Raw genomic sequence first — 16,475 nt, 5'->3', positions numbered from 1 at the left:
TCTCAGGCTTCAGCACTCGGCGTTCGGCGTGTCCCGGGCCGGGCGGTCGCCCTCCCCGGTGGGGCGAGCAGGGCGAGCAGCCCACGGACACCGGTGTCGAAGGCGGCGGGGGAGCCGGAGGCGCGTGCCAGGACGTAGCCGCCCTGCACGGTCGCGAGGACCGCGGCGGCGATCTCCTCGCCGTCGAGCCAGGGCGCGAACTCGCCCGCTTCCTGGCCCTCCTCCACGATCCCGGCGAGCCGCTCGCGGATGGCGTCCAGCGTCTCGTCGACCGGAGCGCGCAACTCCGCGCCGGCGACGACGTCCGGGTCCATCGTCAGCCGCCCGACCGGGCAGCCGCGCAGTACGTCGCGCTCGCGCCGCAGATATGCCTCGATGCGCTCGTACGGCGTCCCGGGGCCGGTCAGGACGGCCTCCGCCGCGGCCAAGAGCTCCTCGGCGGTGCGTCTGATCGCCGCCAGGGCGAGGTCGGACTTGCCCTTGAAGTGGTGGTACATGCTGCCCTGCCCGGCCCCGGCGCGCTCCTGGATCGCCTTGGGGCTGGTCCCGACGTAGCCGCGTTCCCACAGCAGCTCGCGGGTGGACTCGATCAGTCGCTCCGAGGTGCTCATGGCGGCACTGTACCTACTGTTAGGTACAAAGTACATACTAGTAGGTACAGGAGTCGGGGACCGGCGGGAACAGCCGCGCCCCGGCGTCGTACTCCCGGCGGGGTACGCACGCTGCCGCCGGCCGTACGACGACCCGGGCCCCCTCCCGAAGTCACTCTCGAGGCATCACCGAAGACATCCTCCGCAGCGCTTCGAGCAACCCCTCGCTTCGAGCGACCCCTCGCTTCGAGCGACCCCCTCAGGGAGATGAACCGACATGCAGGCCTTGGCGAACTGGGACGGCCACCCCGGCCCGTGGATCCTCTTCTTCCCGCTGGTCTGGGCAGCCGTCGTCGTCGGCGCCGTCACCGTCCTGCGCCGCACCGTCCGGCGCGGCCGGGGCGGGCCGTGGCGTGGCGAGCCGGCCGGCCCGTGGCGCGGACCGGACGGCCGCCCGGCGGGCGACTCTCCCCTGGCCGTCCTCGGCCGCCGCTTCGCCGACGGCGAGATCGACGAGGACGAGTACTGGCGCCGACTGTCGGTGCTGGAGGAGCAGTTCGGCCGCACGGGCAAGGGCGGCGCCCCGTGAGCACCCTGCGGGCCATGCCCGAGGCACCGCCCGCGGAGCCCCCACCCGCACCGCGGCACAGGTCACCGCCCCGCCATCCCCAGGGCCGCGCGCGTCACCGGCCGACGTCTTGAAGACCCACGGCGCGACCGACGCCACGCCGTACACGCCCCGGACGGTGTGACCGTCGGCTCGACGGTCACGCGGCCCGGCGGCGGCGTGGCCGTGACCGTGGGTCGGCAGCCGGGAGCGCACCGGCCGGCGCGGCCCGCCGACTGCCGGAGCGGCAGGCCGCGGGCCGCGGACGGAAGGTCACGGACCACGGGCGACAGGCCGGCGTGGGAGCGGTCGCGCGACCGCCGCCGGTGGCACGCCACCGCTCCGGTGGCCGCGCCCTCACCGCCCGGTCAGCCGACGACGGCCGACCGGGCGGGAGCGTGCGCGGGTCGTGTGCCGTCGAGCGCGGGCCCGACCTCGGTGAACCGGGGAACTGGCTGCTCCCCGCCCACCAGTCGCGGTACCCGTGCGGGCACCCCGACCGGACCGGCGGCCGTGGGCAGGGTGAACCAGACCACCTTGCCCTGTTCGCCGTCCGGGCGCGCACCCCAGCTCTCGCTCACCGCGGCCACCATCGCCAGTCCGCGGCCTTCGGTGGCCAGCGGCGCGATCTCGCCCATGTCCTCCACCACGGGAAGACGTGGATCGTGATCGCGCACGGAGACGGTGAGCCGGTCGAGCAGCAACTCCATCTCGACGGTGCACAACTTGTCGGGCCGTGCGTGCTGGTGGACGTTGGTCAACAACTCCGTCACACCGAGCGCGGCCCGGTCTATCAGAGGGTCCAGATGCCAGTAGCGCAAGTGCGCCGATACGATTCTGCGGACCTGGCCGATCCGCGACGGCAGGGCTTGGAGCTCCACCGTGCAGTGCCTGCTTGGGTGACTGATCACGGCTGCGACTCCCCGACGTTGAGGTCCGGAAGAACACGACGTTTCGGATGCAGCAGGGCGCCTGCGTGACACTGCCGCCTGCTGTCGTGGCCGGCGGGCTGGTTCGCAGCGTTATCGCCGGTAAACCCAGAGTGACGTGAGACCAGCGTGACGCAAGGGGTTGGGCACCGCAACTTCGCGCCACCTTCGCGGCCGCTCAGCCGTCCCGCCCCGCCGCCCGGTGGACGGCCTCGATGAACCGGCGGGCGGCGGGCGGCCCCGGTTCCCCGGGCGCGGGGTCGTCCTCGCCGAGGGTGAGGACGTACCGGTGGCCGTTGAGGTCGGCGAGCGCCCGGTCCTCCGGCGCCAGCCACGGCCTGGACGCGCGCACCGCGCGGATCGGCGCGCTGTCGATCTCGCTGCCGTAGCTGGTGAGCAGCTCCAGCCTGCCGTCGCTGATCCGGACCCGCCCGGCCCGGGTGAGCGAGCGCAGTCGTCTGGCGATCCGCACGCCCGTGGCCGTGAACTCCGGCTCCGCCATTCCTGACCGCCCCCTTGCAACATGCCGGCTCACGATGCCGCTGGGCCGTGGACCGGCACGGTTCGTCCGGGGCCAGGTACGGCCCCGGCGGGCCCTTCGTCCCGCGCGGTGCAGTCTGCCCCGCTTCGGCACACAGCACCAGGGCACGCGGAACGCCGGGCGGTCCGTACCCGGAGCACTCGCGTGAACGCGCCCCCGCCGGTGCCCGCGATGCGCCGCCGACGCGCTCTGGCGTGTCGCGCCCCAGGGCTGCCTTTGAGCCGCCCAAAGGGTCGTTTATGCAGGTGAGAAGCGTGCCGAAGGTGTCTATCATCGGTGGCGTGGGATTGTGCGACACGCCGTCGCCCCCCGTGCGCCCAGGATGAGGAGTACCGCCGTGAGCACCATCGAGCAGCGCCGGACCGGCGAGACCCTCGACGTCGACCGGAGCGACCCCGCCTACCGGGCCTGGCTCAAAGAGGCCGTGCGCAAGGTCCAGGCCGACGCCAACCGCTCGGCAGACACCCATCTGCTGCGCTTCCCGCTGCCCGAGGAGTGGGGTACCGACCTGTACCTCAAGGACGAGTCGACCCACCCGACCGGCAGTCTCAAGCACCGCCTGGCGCGGTCCCTGTTCCTGTACGGGCTGTGCAACGGCTGGATCCGGCCGGGCCGCCCGGTCATCGAGGCCTCCAGCGGTTCGACGGCCGTCTCCGAGGCGTACTTCGCCAAGCTGATCGGGGTGCCCTTCATCGCGGTGATGCCGCGTACGACGAGCGCCGAGAAGTGCCGCCTGATCGAGTTCCACGGCGGGCGCTGCCACTTCGTGGACGACCCGCGCACGATGTACGAGGCCTCCGCGCGACTGGCGGGGGACACCGGCGGCCACTACATGGACCAGTTCACCTACGCGGAACGGGCCACGGACTGGCGGGGCAACAACAACATCGCCGAATCCATCTTCCGCCAGCTGGAGTTGGAACGCTTCCCCGAACCCGCCTGGATCGTCGCCACCGCGGGCACCGGCGGCACCTCCGCGACCCTCGCGCGCTACGTCCACTACATGCAGTACGACACCCGTATCTGTGTAGCCGATCCGGACAACTCCTGTTTCTTCCAGGGCTGGACCACCGGCGATCCGGACGTCACCTGCGACTGCGGCTCACGCATCGAGGGCATCGGCCGCCCGCGCATGGAGCCGAGCTTCGTGCCCGGCGCGATCGACCGGATGATGAAGGTGCCCGACGCCGCCGCCGTCGCCGCCGTACGCGCCCTGGAGCGGGTCATCGGGCGCAAGGCGGGCGGTTCGACCGGCACCGGTCTGTGGAGCGCCCTGAGGATCGTCGCCGAGATGCGCGAGCAGGGCCGCAGGGGCAGCGTCGTCACGCTCCTGTGCGACCCGGGCGACCGCTACCTCGACAAGTACTACTCGGACACCTGGCTGGCCGAGCAGGGCCTCGACAGCGCGCCGTACACGGCGACGATCGACACCTTCCTGGCCACAGGGCGCTGGCCCCTGTGACCACGGGACGCCGGCCCGTGTGACCACAGGGGCACCGACCCCGCCCGCCCGTCGGGCGGATGGAGCGGGCGGTCCGCAAGGAAAGGGCCGGCCAGACCTCAACCGGCCGGTACGTCCCCGTCGCCGGCCTCGCCCGCCACCACCAGCCGCAGGTGCTCCGAGATCTCGGCGCGCGCCCCCGCCGCCAGCCCCGCGTCCGTCACCAGCGTGTCCACCTGCTCCAGCGTGGCGAACGAACTCAAACCCACCACACCCCACTTGGTGTGGTCGGCGACCACCACGACACGCCGTGCGGACTGCACCAACCGGCGGTTCGTCTCCGCCTCGGCGAGGTTCGGCGTCGACAGACCCGCTTCTGCCGATATCCCGTGCACGCCGAGGAAGAGCATGTCGAAGTGGAGCGCCGCGATCGCCTGGTCGGCCACCGGCCCCACCAGCGAGTCGGACGGCGTGCGCACGCCTCCGGTCAGCACCACCGTCGCCGCGCCCTGCCGCGGACCGGAGGTGCGCTGCGCCGTGTGGAAGACGTCCGCCACCCGCACCGAGTTGGTGACCACCGTCAGATCCGGCACGTCCACCAGATGGTGGGCCAGCGCATACGTCGTCGTACCGCCCGAGAGAGCGATCGCCGAGCCCGGCGCGACCAGCTGGGCGGCGGCCCGCGCGATGTCCTCCTTGGCGGTCAGCTCCAGCCCCGACTTGGCCTCGAAACCGGGCTCGTGGGTACTGGCCTCGACGACCGGGACCGCGCCGCCGTGCACCTTCTCCAGCATGCCCTGGCGGGCCAGCGCGTCCAGGTCGCGCCGGACCGTCATGTCCGACACGCCGAGCTTGCGGGTCAGTTCGTTGACCCGCACCCCGCCGCGGCGCCGGACCTCGTCGAGGATCAGGGCGCGCCGCTGCTCCGCGAGGAGGTTCTGATTCTCGCTCACGTGTGCTCCGGTTCCTTTCGCCGCAAGTCGTCCGACCCGCCCCGGCGCACCCGGTCCGACGAGGAGGTTCGACCTGCCCGGTGCGCGGGCGTCCCAATCCTTTCACGGGTCGTTCGCCGAAGCGCCATCGCCCGGCCCGACGCGCGCATGCCAGGAACGCGCGCCCCGGCGCGCGCGTCCGCGTCACTCGGACCGGGCAGATTGCGCGCCAAGGGCTGTGGCGTGGGCCCCCGGCGGAGATCCTGGTCCCGCATCGGCCAGGACGACGGCGCGTCACGGGGGAGTACGACGGTGGAACGGACACGACGGCACCCGACCGCGGACGGACCGGACGGACGGGATCGTCCGAAGCGGCCGAATGGGGCTTGCGGAACGGGCGGCGGCCCGGGCGGCCCGGGCGGACGGGGTGGTCCGAAGCGGCCGGACGGGCCCGGCGGAACGAGCGGCCTGGGCGGCCCGGGTGGTCAGGACAGCCCGGGTGGTCAGGACAGCCCGGGCGGAACGGGCTGCCCGAGCGGACCGGGCGGACCGGAGAACGCGCGCGGACCGTACGGCGCGGAGGGCTCGCCTCAGGACGGCTCGCCCCAGGACGGCTCGCCCCCGGCCGGGGGCCCCGCCGCGCCGCCGGGACCGGCTCCGCCCGCGCTGGAACTCCTCGTCCACGGAGTCGGCGGCACCACGCCCGAGGAGATGCTCGGCGACGAGCGCACGGTGCGGGTCACCGGCGACGACACCGCGGCCGTCTACCGGCGGGCCGCCGACGCCCACGCCGAGACCCGCCCCCCCCGGGCGCCCCGGCGGCCCGGTGCCCGAGGCGTACGTCTGGTGCAACCTCACCTCCGGCAACAGCAGCCGCGCCCTGTGGCTGTTGCTGCTGCCGTTCATGGTCGTCAACCTCGCCCACTGGATGCGCCCGGTCTCCCACGGACGCCCCCGCACCGTACGCCTGTACGGCCTGCTGGTCCGGCTGGCCGGACTGACCCTCACCGTGCTGCTCGTCGCCGCCGCCTGCGAGGTCGCGCTCGACCTGGCCGCCTGGCAGTGCGCGGGCACGCCCGCCTGCACCGCACGCCACTCCTGGCTGCGCTTCCTCTCACCCGCCGCCGGGGGCTGGTGGAGCCAGCCCGGCCGCCGGCTCGCCCTGGCCGCGCTGGTGCCCGCCGCCCTCACCGGCCTGCTGTGCCACCTCTCCCACCGGACCTGGAGCGCCTACGAGTCCCAGCAACCCCTGGACCCGGGACCCGAGCCCGAGGAGGAACCCGGCGGCGGCTCCCTGGCCCGGCCCGGCTTCTGGTACGGCAGGCGCCTGGTGGCCCGGCTGCGCGGCGCGCACACCGCCGCCGGACTGCTGACCGTCGCCGCGGCGGTCGCCGTTCCGGCCGCACGCTTCGACCGGCGGCCGGGCGGCCCCGCGGCGCCGGACGTCCTGGGATGGCTGCTGCAGGGCGCCCTGGCCGCCACGGCCGCCGTCGTGGTCGCGGTGGTCTGCCGCAGGGGCCGCAGCGAGCACCGCCTCGACCGGCGACTGGACCGCCGCCTCGTACGGTGGCTGCCGCTCGGCGCGCTCGGCCTGCTCGTCCTCGCCCTCCTCTACGGCGGCTGGTCGCGCCCCGACTGGCCTTCCACGGGCAGGCTGCCGGGCGACGCCACCTTCGGCGCCCTCTCCCTCGTCCAGGGCGCGCTGGTCGTCGCCCTCGCCGTCACCGCGGCCGTACTGCACCGCGGCCGGCCCGCCGGGCACCGCCCCGGTACGCGAGCAAAAGCCCCCGGCGGCTCGCGGGCCGCGCTGCGCGGTCAGGGCGGACCGGCGGTCGCCATGCTGGCCTGCGCCCTCGGCGCGGTGATGTCCGGCGGCGTCGCCCAGCGGGTGGCCGACTGGCTCGACGGCACGGGCGGATGGATCCAGGGCCCGCCGGTCCTGCTCACCTGGCAGGCGTCCGCCATCCCGCCGCTGCTCCTGTTGCTGCTGGTGCTCTGCGGACGGCTTGCCGGACGCACCCGGCGGCTGGCCCGCGCCGAGCGCGCCACGGTACGGCGGGACTTCCCGGGCGAGGCGGCCGACCGCGAGCGCAGCCGCCGCATCGCGCGCACCCGCGCGACGGCCACCCTCACCGACGCCGGTCCCCTCGTCATCGGCGTCACCTCCGCCGCCACCCTCCTGCTCGGCACGGCCGCACTCGTCGGCGCACTCGGCACCGGCCTGACCCCGGCGCAGGCGGCCGAGGACGCCCACCCCGCCGTCCAGGGCGCGGCCCAGACCGCGCAGGCACTGGGGTCCTGGCTGGTCGGACTCGGGTTCATACTGTTCGTCACCTGGGGCCGACGCGCCTACGAGGACGCCTCCGCCCGGCGCACCATCGGCATCCTCTGGGACGTCGGCACCTTCTGGCCGCGCGCCGCCCACCCCTTCGCCCCGCCCTGCTACGCCGAACGCGCGGTGCCCGACCTCACCTGGCGGATGGCGACCTGGACCCGGGCCACCGGCGGCCGTCTCGTCCTGTCCGGGCACTCACAGGGCAGTGTGCTGGCCGCCGCCGCGGCCTGGCAGCTCGCCCCGTCGGCCCGCCGACGCGTCGCGCTGCTCACCTACGGCTCCCCGCTGACCCGCCTCTACGGCCGCTGGTTCCCCGCCCACTTCGGGCCGGACGCCCTCACCGGCCTGCACCGGGACGTGGTCTGCTGGCGCAACCTTTACCGGCTCACCGACCCCATCGGCGGCCCCGTCCGCCTGCCCCAAGACGGCGGCCCGGAGGTCGACCGCGGCCCGCTGAAGGACCCGCTCGCCTACGGCCGTACGGCGCAGCACCCGCTGCCCGCGCCGATCCTCGGCCACTCCGACTACCAGGCCGACCCGGCCTTCGCCGAGGAACGCCGCACCCTGCTGGCCCGGCTGCACCCGGACCTGCCCGCACCCCGTCAGGAGACGGACGCCGCGGTGAGTCCGGGCGGCGCGCCGTACACCGCCGGCCCACCGAGCGGCGGCGGGGCTCAGGGCAGCTCGGGCAAGTCCTCGGCGTAGAGCAGCGTCAGATCGTCGGTGTCCGGGTCGTCGAGTTGGGCCACCCGGCTCGCGTGCCGCTCCACCATCGCCTCGAACGTCTGGCGTGCGGTGCGCCCGTTGCCGAACGCGGCACCCTTGGGAAGCTCCGCGAAGTACTTCAGCAGCGCCTCCGCCGTGCCCCCCGCCAGCCGGTACTCGTGGTCCTCGGCCTGTTGCTCCACGATCCGCAGCAACTCCTCGGGACCGTAGTCGCTGAAGGTGATGGTGCGGGAGAAGCGGGAGGCCACACCCGGGTTGACGGACAGGAACCGCTCCATCTCGGCCGTGTAACCCGCGACGATCACCACGACCGCGTCGCGGTGGTCCTCCATCAGCTTCACCAGCGTGTCGATGGCCTCCTTGCCGAAGTCACGCCCGGCGTCCTCGGGGGAGAGCGCGTACGCCTCGTCGATGAACAGCACGCCGCCGCGGGCCCGTTCGAACGCCTCCTGGGTGCGGATCGCCGTGGAACCGATGTGCTCCCCGACCAGGTCGACCCGGGACACCTCGACGAGATGGCCCTTCTCCAGGACCGCGAGAGCGGCGAGGATCTCGCCGTACAGGCGGGCGACCGTCGTCTTGCCGGTGCCGGGGGAGCCGGTGAAGACGAGATGGCGTTTCACGGAGGCGGCCTTGAGGCCGGCCTGCTGCCGACGGCGGCCCACCTCGATCATGTCGGTGAGGGCGCGGACCTCCCGCTTGACGCTCTCCAGTCCGACCAGCGCGTCGAGTTCGCCCAGCACGTCCTTCGCCGTGCGCACCGGGTGCCCCTCCTCCGGTGCGGACGGCAGCGGCTCCTGAGCGGTGCTGCGCTGCCCGGGGATCGAGCCCAGCAGACCCGCCGACGCGGTGACGGGCTCGGCCGCCTGCACGGCCGTCTCCCTGACCGCGGGCGGGCGTACGCCCCCGCTCTCGTCGCTCGTGCAGTCCTCGACCACCGGCCCCGAGCCGGGCGCCGCCTCCTGCCCGCCGTCCGCGAACTCGTACCCACCGCGCGCGCACCGCTCCGCGCGGCACTTCTTCAGTGTCGTACGGCAGCCGTCGATCACATGGAAGCCGTAGCCCGAGCTGCCCGTGACCCGGCATCCCAGGAAGCTGCCCCGGCCACCGGCGGAGACGTAGAAACCGGCCTCGGCCGGGGAGACGACCGTGCAGCGCTCGATGGTCGGGTCGGCGCCCTTGGTGACGATCACGCCGGTCTGGGTGGCGTCCACGGTGCAGTTGGCGAGGGTGCCGCCGCTGCCGTGGTCGCGGAACCACGCCCCCGTGGCCGCCTCCTTGATCCGGCAGTCGTCGAGCTGCGCGGTGGCGCCGTCGCTCACCGACACGGCGGTGTTGCGCACCTGGGACAGGTCGCTGTCGACGACGTCCGCGCGGGAGCCGCGGTCCAGGACGAACAGGGCGTCCGGCACGTCGTGCACCCGGCAGGAGTCGAGGACCGCGGTCGCGCCGTCACTGACCCACACGGCCGGGTAGTCGCCCGTACTGTCGGAGATCTCGCACTGGTTGGCGTCCACGCGGGTGCCCGGGTCCCACACCGACAGGCCGTTGCGCCCGAACCGGCGCACCGTGGTCCGGGTCAGCGTCAGCACGGAACGCGACCGCAGGTCCACCGCGTTCTCCGGGATGTCGTGGAGCCGGCAGTCGGCGAGGGTGAGCACGGCGTCGGTGTCGAGGGTGACGCCGTCCGCGGTGGTGCGGTGCACCTCGCAGTCGGTGAGGTGCGCGGTGGCCCGCCCGGTGACCTGCACGCCGCTGCCACGGACCTCGTAGACCTCGCACCCCACGGCCTCCAGGGCGGAGTTGTCGCCGGTCACGGTGATGCCCGGACCCGAGGTGTGGTGGATCCGGCAGCGCTCCAGGCGCGGATGGGCGCCGTCGCGCACGCCCACGCCCGACTGCCCGGCGGCCACGACCTCGCACTCCTCGAACACCCCGCCGCCCGAGTCGAGTACGGCGATGCCGACCCCCGCCGGATTGTCCACCGTGCAGCGCCGCACCGTGGGGCGGGCGCCGCCGCGCACCTCGATGCCGGACGCCGAGCGGGTCACGATCCGCACGTCCCTCAGCTCCGGCGTGCCTTCCTCCACCAGCAGCGCGGGCGCCGTGGTGTCCTGGCCCTCGACGTGCAGGTCCTGCACCACGGCGGAGGCACGCACGGTCAGCGGCACGCCGTCCACGGGGGCGATGCGCACCGAGCCGGGGGAGCCCTCGGGGCCGCGCAGGGTCACCGCGCGCTGGACGACGAGGTTCTCGCGGTAGGTGCCCGGGGCGACGGTGAGGACGTCACCGTCCGCCGCGACCTCCAGGGCGGCGGCCAGCGATGCGTACTCACCCGTGCGGCGCCGCCACCGCGATGTGCCGGTGTGTGTCACCTGGACCGTGCCCTGTGCCATGGCGTTGCCGTGCCCCCACCTCGTCGTACTGATGGCTCGTTCACCTTCGGGGCGCCGCACCGGTGCCGGGACCGGGGCCGTGCTCAGCCCTTCGGGCCGCCGCGCGCACGCGCGCGGAGGATTGCCGAACGCGTCGGCCGGTCCACCGTAGCGTGTGCGTGGACGGTCGGTTGACCGGAGCCGGAAGGCCGTCAGCTGCCGGTGCCGGTGCGGCCCCAGTCCGGACCGGCGCGGTCCCAGGCCTGGTCCCAGCGCGCGTACCTGCGGCGGACCAGGCGCCACAGGACCAGTCTGCGTATGCCCTCGGTGAGGCCGGCCGCGACCAGGGCGGTGCCGATGCCGGCCAGCACCGCGTGCGTGGTGGCGGTGGTGGAGTCCAGGGGGCGGGGCACGGTCAGTCCGTGTCCGTCGGTCCACAGGGCGAAGTGATCGCCGGGGTGCGGGCTTCTGAGGCCGGTGGTGACCGGGCCGCGCCGGGCCGTGCCGTCCGGGCCGGTCCAGTCGGCGACGACGCGGCTGCGCACGTCCCGTCCCGTCGCGATCTCCGGATCGGGGGCCGGGGCGGAGGCGGTCAGCTTGCGTACGACGGTGGCAACGACCAGGTGCCGGGTCTGATGCTGGTCGCGCGCCGACTGCTGGAGGGCGTCCTGGGTGAGGGAGCCGACGAGGGAACCGAGCACGGGGGCGGCGACCAGGATCAGGAGCAGCGCCACCAACGCCAGCCAGGATTCGACCAGATCGGTCGTGCGCCGCAGCGGATTGCGCCGCCAGCGCCAGAGTCCGCTGATTGCTCGCACTCGTGCGCACCCCCTTCCCGCTCCGTGATAACCCCCGGCGGAGCCGTTCATCCGTGAAGCCGGTCGAAGAGAGAGGGAAATCACCTCCGACCGGCCTCTCTCATGAACCTCTCACGAAACCCCAACGAGCGGTCCACCGCCATGGGTTCCCGGAAACGGGGCCGGAACTCACCCGAGGATCGTGAGCGGGTCGCCGAGGCGGAGGGTGCCGGCCGACTCGGGCACCAGGTTCTGCCCGAAGACCAGGGAGCCGCCGAAGCGGCGGTGGCGGCCCAGGGTGCGCAGGGGTTCCTTGCCGCGTTCGGCGGTGGTCTGGTCGGTGGTGGTGACCACGCACCGGCCGCACGGCTTGGCCACCCGGAAGGTGACCTCTCCGATCGCGATGCGCTGCCAGTCGTCCTCGGCCCAGGCGGCGGTGCCGGTCACCACGACGCTCGGCCGGAAGCGGTTCATCGGCAGCGGGCCCTCTTCGGCGTGATCGCCCTCGGCGATCAGCGAGTTGAGGGAGTCGAGCGAGGAGAGCGTCGTGATCAGCAGCGGGAAGCCGTCGGCGAAGCTCACGGTCTCCCCGGGCCGGGCGTAGTCCGGGTCGACGGGCCGCCGGCCGGCGGGGTCGTCCATGTGGACGAGGCGCACCTCGGCACCCACGAGGGCGCTGCACCAGGCGTGCGCGGCGGCACCGGCCGCGACGGCCTCCACCTTCTCGCCGAAGATGTCCACCGTCACCGTGGCCCCCGGCTGCGGCACGGGCACGACGTGCGGGTCGAGTCCGGGCGCGGACAGCCGAAGGCCGCCGCCGGGCGACAGCTCGGCGGCGGCCTTGGCCAGATGTGGCTGCTGGCGCTGGGTGACGACCTTTCCCCCGTGGTCGATCACTGCCCAGCGCCGGTCCCCGGCCAGCCCCCAGGGCTCCACGACGGCCTCCGTCAGCCCTACGGGCCGGAACGCCTTGACCGGGTGGATGTGTATCGAGTGCAGTTCCGCGTTCCCCATGACCTCATCCTGCCAGGCGGCACGGACAGCCGGGGGAAAGGATCAGTAACCGCGGTACTGCTGGTTGTTGTACGGGTCCTGGTACGGGGCCGCGCCCGGCCGCGGGGCCGCGGGACGCATCGCCTCGTAGCCGGTGCCGTTGGTCATGGGACGCGGCATCTGCTGCTGCGGGCCGGGATATCCGCGCGGGGCGGAGGCCTGCTGCGGGATGTAGGCCGCGGGCGCCTGCTGGAGGGGGGCGGGCTGCGGCGCCTGCTGGTAGCCGTAGCCGGGCTGGGACGGGGCTGCCGGGAGGGCGGGCAGCGCCGAGGGGAGCGCGGGCAGGTGGCTTCCCGCGTGGCTTCCCGTGTCGTACGGCGCGGGGACCCGGATCGGGGCGATCTGCGGGGTGCCACGCTCGGCGACGAGCGAGTCGTAGATCGGGGTGTCCGGGAAGGAGGCGGAGTAGTAGCCGCCACCATAAGTGGAGCGGGGGGAGGTCATGGCACATAAGTTAAGCCCACGATGTGCTGGTTGGGGAGACCGATAAGAGGGTTGTTTTCCGTGTCGGCGGTGACGCGGGATCCCCAATCCGATCGAACTTGAAAAAAAGGGGCGCCACGGCGGGTTTGGATCGTGTAAGGAGCAGGGTTCTGGGGCGTTACCGGGGGGCGGCCGGGCGACTTCCGCCGCTCCGCCTGAGAGTTCGGCCCCGCCGGGCATAGGTTGGGCGGGGAGCGATCGACGCGGTGCCGGGAACCGGGAGACGGCCCGGCCGAGGTGAGGGGGCACACATGTCCATGCCGAAGGGATCGAACACACCGGTGCCGACCACGGCCCTGCGCGTCGAGGTGGGCCGGCGTTCCGGCCCCGGCGTCCCCGATGTGGACGCCTCGGCGCTGCTGCTGGCGGCGGGCGGAAAGGTGCGCTCCGACGGGGACTTCGTCTTCTACAACCAGCCGGCCCACTCCTCCGGTGCGGTGCGCCACGAGGGCAAGCGGGACTCCGCGGGACAGGCCACCGACACGCTCGTCGCCGACCTCGCGCGCGTGGAGGCGTCCGTCGACCGGGTCGTGCTCGCCGCGTCGGCGGACGGCGGCACGTTCGGACAGGTACCCGGCCTCTACATCGAGGTGCGCGACGCGGCGGCGGGCACGGTGGTCGCCCGCTTCGACAGCACCGGGGCCGGTGTCGAGACCGCCTTCGTGCTGGGCGAGTTCTACCGCCGCCAGGGCGCCTGGAAGTTCCGCGCCGTGGGCCAGGGGTACAGCAGCGGACTGGAGGGCCTGGCGACCGACTTCGGCATCACCGTGGACGAGCCGCAGCACGCCGCGCCGCCCCCGGCACCGGCGCCCGGCCGGACCCCGCCCCCGGCACCGTTCGGCGGCCCCGCTCCCGCTCCCGTCACGGCCCCGCCGCCCGTCGGCCCCCCGGTTCCCCTGCCGCCGCCCGTCACGGCCCCCGCCCCCGTGCCGCCGCCTCCCGCCGCGCCCCCCGTCCGCCTCAGCAAGGTCACGCTCACCAAGGCGGCACCCTCCATCTCGCTGGCCAAGCAGGGCGGCACCTCGGGCGCCATGCGCGTCAACCTCAACTGGCAGGTGCGCAAACAGTTCAGCGGCTGGACGGGCAAACGCGGGCGGGCCGTCGCGATGCACGCGGACCTGGACCTCGACCTGTGCGCCCTCTACGAACTCGCCGACGGCCGCAAGGGCGTCGTCCAGGCTCTCGGCAACGCCTTCGGAGCGCTGCACCGGCCCCCGTACATCCACCTCGACGGCGACGACCGCACCGGCGCCGTGACCGACGGCGAGAACCTCACCATCAACCTCGACCACACGCACGACTTCCGGCGCATCCTCGTCTTCGTGACCATCTACGAAGGCGCCCGCTCCTTCGCCGACCTGCACGCCACGGTCACGCTCCGGCCGCAGCACGGAGCGCCGGTCGACTTCTCCCTGGACGAGTGCACGGTGCCCTCCACGGTGTGCGCCCTCGCCCTGATCACCAACACCGGAGGCGACCTCGTCGTCCAGCGGGAGGCCCGCTACCTCGTCCCCGCGCGCGGGGTGAGCCCCCAGCGCACCATCGACCACACCTACGGCTGGGGCATGAACTGGACCCCCGGCCGCAAGTGAGCGCCCGCCCCCGTCCTCAGCCCTCCTCGGGCACGGCGCCGGGACGCGTGTAGGTGCGGCCCTTCCAGGCCGCACCACGGCCCCGGTAGTGCTGCACCGCCGAGTCCACCGTCATCAGCAGGTACAGGAACGCCGTGAAGGGCAGCAGCGGGGCCAGCCACGACGGCTGGCGGTAGTACCGCATCATCGGCACGTACGTCGCTGTCATCACCAGCCAGGCCGCGCCCCCGGCCAGTGCGCTCGCTCCGCTGCCCGAGGCGAGCCCCGCCACCAGCGCGACCGGTGGCACCAGGTACACCAGCGCCAGTCCGGCGACCGTGCCGATCAGCAGCAGCGGATTGTGCCGCAGCTGCGCGTACGCGCTGCGCGAGACCATCCGCCACAGGTCGTGCAGCCGCGGGTACGGACGCACGCTGTCCACCCGCTCGGCGAGCCCCAGCCAGATGTGCCCGCCGCCGCCCTTCACCGCCCGCGCGAGCGCCACGTCGTCGATCACGGCGTGCCGGATCGCGTCCGGGATCCGCGCCCGCTCGGCCGCGTCGGCACGCAGCAGCACACAGCCGCCCGCTGCCGCCGCCGTCCGCCCGCCCCGCCGGCCGATCCACCGGAACGGGTACAACTGCGCGAAGAAGTAGACGAACGCGGGGACCACGAGCCGCTCCCACAGGCTCTCCACCCGCAGCCGCGCCATCTGCGAGACGACGTCGTAACCGCCGCCGCGCGCGGCGGCCACCAGCCGGCGCAGGCTGTCCGGGGCGTGCGCGATGTCCGCGTCCGTCAGGAGCAGGTACTCGGGACCGCGCGCGCGGGCCAGTGCGACGCCATGCCTCACGGCCCACAGCTTGCCGGTCCACCCCCGCGCCGGCTCGCCCGGCGAGTCCACCGTCAGCGGCAGCCCGCCGCCGCGCCGCGCCAGCTCACGGGCGAGTTCCCCGGTGCCGTCGGAACTGCCGTCGTCGATCAGGAAGACCTCGGCACGCCCCGGATAGTCCTGGGCGAGCAGCGAGGGGAGGCTGTGGCCCAGGACGGCGGCCTCGTCCCGCGCGGGGACCACGACGCACACGGACGGCCAGTCGCCGGGCGCCGGTTCCTCGCGCGGCGGCAGTCTCACGTCCGTACGCCAGAAGAATCCCTGGCCGAGCAGGAGCCACAGCCAGGCGGCGAGTGATCCGACGGCGGTCCACATGATCACGCTCACCCCCGCAGTGTGCCCCACCCGGGCGGCCCGTTCGAGGGAATCGTCTATCGTGGCCGGGTGAAGATCGCGCTCATGGACTCCGGAATCGGGCTGCTGGCGGCCACCGCCGCGGTACGGCGTCTGCGGCCCGACGCAGATCTGGTGCTGTCCCTCGACCCCGCCGGGATGCCCTGGGGACCCCGCACCCCGCAGGATCTCACCGCGCGCGCCCTCGCCGTCGCCGAGGCCGCCGCAGCGCACGGTCCAAACGCCCTCATCGTCGGCTGCAACACCGCGACCGTGCACGCGCTGACGACCCTGCGCGAGCACCTGGAGCCGGGCCTCCCGGTCATCGGGACCGTCCCCGCCATCAAGCCGGCCGCCGCCGGCGGGGGACCGGTCGCCATCTGGGCGACACCCGCCACCACGGGCAGCCCCTACCAGCGGAACCTCATCCGTGACTTCGCCGACGGCGTACCGGTCACCGAGGTGCCCTGCTGGGGTCTGGCCGAAGCCGTCGAGCACGCCGACCAGGCGGCGATCGACGAGGCCGTCACGGCCGCCGCCGCGCTGACGCCCGAGGACGTCACGACCGTAGTCCTGGGCTGCACCCATTACGAACTCGTCGCCGAGCGCATCCGTTCGGCCGTGCAGCGGCCGGGGCACCCCCCGCTGGTCCTGCACGGCTCGGCGGGCGCCGTCGCCGCGCAGGCGCTGCGCCGGCTCGGGGCCCGGCCCGAGCCGCGGGCCGCGGCCGACGGAACCGTGACGGTGCTGCTCAACGGGCAGGAGGGCGCCCTGCCCGCCCCGGCCCTGGCCTACACGGAGGGCCGTCTCCTCCAGGCGGTCACCCCCGCCCGCTGACGCACGGGGGCGCGGCGACCCCCGCGGGCCGCC

General features: G+C 74.0%; 13 protein-coding genes and 1 pseudogene. 5 read left to right on the top strand and 9 right to left on the bottom strand.

What is annotated here, in order from left to right:
• Nucleotides 1-2 precede the first annotated feature (2 nt).
• Nucleotides 3-611: a TetR/AcrR family transcriptional regulator gene (locus tag AB0G56_RS28050; RefSeq protein WP_360974178.1), complete on the bottom strand. Its 609-nt coding sequence runs from the start codon at nucleotides 609-611 to the stop codon at nucleotides 3-5.
• Between the two features lie 256 nt (nucleotides 612-867).
• On the opposite strand from AB0G56_RS28050, the gene AB0G56_RS28045 reads away from it, so the two are divergent.
• Nucleotides 868-1,179: an SHOCT domain-containing protein gene (locus AB0G56_RS28045; RefSeq protein ID WP_360974175.1), complete on the top strand. Its 312-nt coding sequence runs from the start codon at nucleotides 868-870 to the stop codon at nucleotides 1,177-1,179.
• A gap of 386 nt (nucleotides 1,180-1,565) precedes the next feature.
• Here AB0G56_RS28045 and AB0G56_RS28040 read toward each other — a convergent pair whose 3' ends face one another.
• Together AB0G56_RS28040 and AB0G56_RS28035 are read right to left on the bottom strand one after the other, a co-directional pair.
• Nucleotides 1,566-2,108, bottom strand: coding sequence for an ATP-binding protein (locus tag AB0G56_RS28040; protein WP_360974172.1), 543 nt, complete (start codon nucleotides 2,106-2,108; stop codon nucleotides 1,566-1,568).
• Nucleotides 2,109-2,304: 196 nt separating this feature from the next.
• Nucleotides 2,305-2,628 (bottom strand): hypothetical protein, encoded by a 324-nt coding sequence (locus AB0G56_RS28035; protein WP_360974169.1) that lies wholly within the window; start codon nucleotides 2,626-2,628, stop codon nucleotides 2,305-2,307.
• Between the two features lie 376 nt (nucleotides 2,629-3,004).
• On the opposite strand from AB0G56_RS28035, the gene AB0G56_RS28030 reads away from it, so the two are divergent.
• Complete coding sequence (locus tag AB0G56_RS28030; RefSeq protein ID WP_360974166.1) at nucleotides 3,005-4,129, top strand: PLP-dependent cysteine synthase family protein; 1,125 nt, start codon at nucleotides 3,005-3,007, stop codon at nucleotides 4,127-4,129.
• Nucleotides 4,130-4,227: 98 nt separating this feature from the next.
• Here the strand turns inward: AB0G56_RS28030 and AB0G56_RS28025 are convergent, their stop codons facing one another.
• Complete coding sequence (locus AB0G56_RS28025) at nucleotides 4,228-5,061, bottom strand: DeoR/GlpR family DNA-binding transcription regulator (RefSeq protein WP_360974164.1); 834 nt, start codon at nucleotides 5,059-5,061, stop codon at nucleotides 4,228-4,230.
• Nucleotides 5,062-5,751: 690 nt separating this feature from the next.
• Between AB0G56_RS28025 and AB0G56_RS28020 the strand changes: the two are divergent.
• Nucleotides 5,752-8,080, top strand: a pseudogene (locus tag AB0G56_RS28020) (hypothetical protein).
• Here AB0G56_RS28020 and AB0G56_RS28015 read toward each other — a convergent pair.
• From AB0G56_RS28015 to AB0G56_RS28000, 4 genes are all read right to left on the bottom strand, one after another.
• A complete protein-coding gene (locus tag AB0G56_RS28015) occupies nucleotides 8,050-10,497 on the bottom strand; it encodes a right-handed parallel beta-helix repeat-containing protein (RefSeq protein ID WP_360974161.1) in 2,448 nt (815 codons plus the stop codon). The pseudogene AB0G56_RS28020 and the gene AB0G56_RS28015 sit on opposite strands and share 31 nt — an antisense overlap.
• A gap of 191 nt (nucleotides 10,498-10,688) precedes the next feature.
• Nucleotides 10,689-11,294, bottom strand: a complete 606-nt coding sequence (locus AB0G56_RS28010; RefSeq protein WP_360974158.1) for a hypothetical protein — start codon at nucleotides 11,292-11,294, stop codon at nucleotides 10,689-10,691.
• Between the two features lie 168 nt (nucleotides 11,295-11,462).
• Nucleotides 11,463-12,287, bottom strand: coding sequence for an MOSC N-terminal beta barrel domain-containing protein (locus AB0G56_RS28005; protein ID WP_360974155.1), 825 nt, complete (start codon nucleotides 12,285-12,287; stop codon nucleotides 11,463-11,465).
• Between the two features lie 42 nt (nucleotides 12,288-12,329).
• Complete coding sequence (locus tag AB0G56_RS28000; protein ID WP_360974152.1) at nucleotides 12,330-12,770, bottom strand: DUF6643 family protein; 441 nt, start codon at nucleotides 12,768-12,770, stop codon at nucleotides 12,330-12,332.
• Between the two features lie 296 nt (nucleotides 12,771-13,066).
• Here AB0G56_RS28000 and AB0G56_RS27995 point away from each other — a divergent pair, with 296 nt between their 5' ends.
• Entirely contained in the window at nucleotides 13,067-14,401 is a 1,335-nt protein-coding gene (locus tag AB0G56_RS27995; RefSeq protein ID WP_360974229.1) for a TerD family protein, read from the top strand.
• Between the two features lie 16 nt (nucleotides 14,402-14,417).
• Here the strand turns inward: AB0G56_RS27995 and AB0G56_RS27990 are convergent, their stop codons facing one another.
• A complete protein-coding gene (locus AB0G56_RS27990; protein ID WP_360974227.1) occupies nucleotides 14,418-15,587 on the bottom strand; it encodes a glycosyltransferase in 1,170 nt (389 codons plus the stop codon).
• A gap of 69 nt (nucleotides 15,588-15,656) precedes the next feature.
• On the opposite strand from AB0G56_RS27990, the gene AB0G56_RS27985 reads away from it, so the two are divergent.
• Nucleotides 15,657-16,442: an aspartate/glutamate racemase family protein gene (locus AB0G56_RS27985; RefSeq protein WP_360974149.1), complete on the top strand. Its 786-nt coding sequence runs from the start codon at nucleotides 15,657-15,659 to the stop codon at nucleotides 16,440-16,442.
• Nucleotides 16,443-16,475: the final 33 nt, after the last annotated feature.

It is taken from the genome of Streptomyces sp. NPDC021356, from assembly GCF_040641015.1.
In the GTDB taxonomy this organism is placed as follows: Bacteria; Actinomycetota; Actinomycetes; order Streptomycetales; family Streptomycetaceae; genus Streptomyces.
The sequence above is the reverse complement of the archived record's forward strand: the minus strand, read 5'-3'. Positions and strand labels throughout refer to the sequence as shown.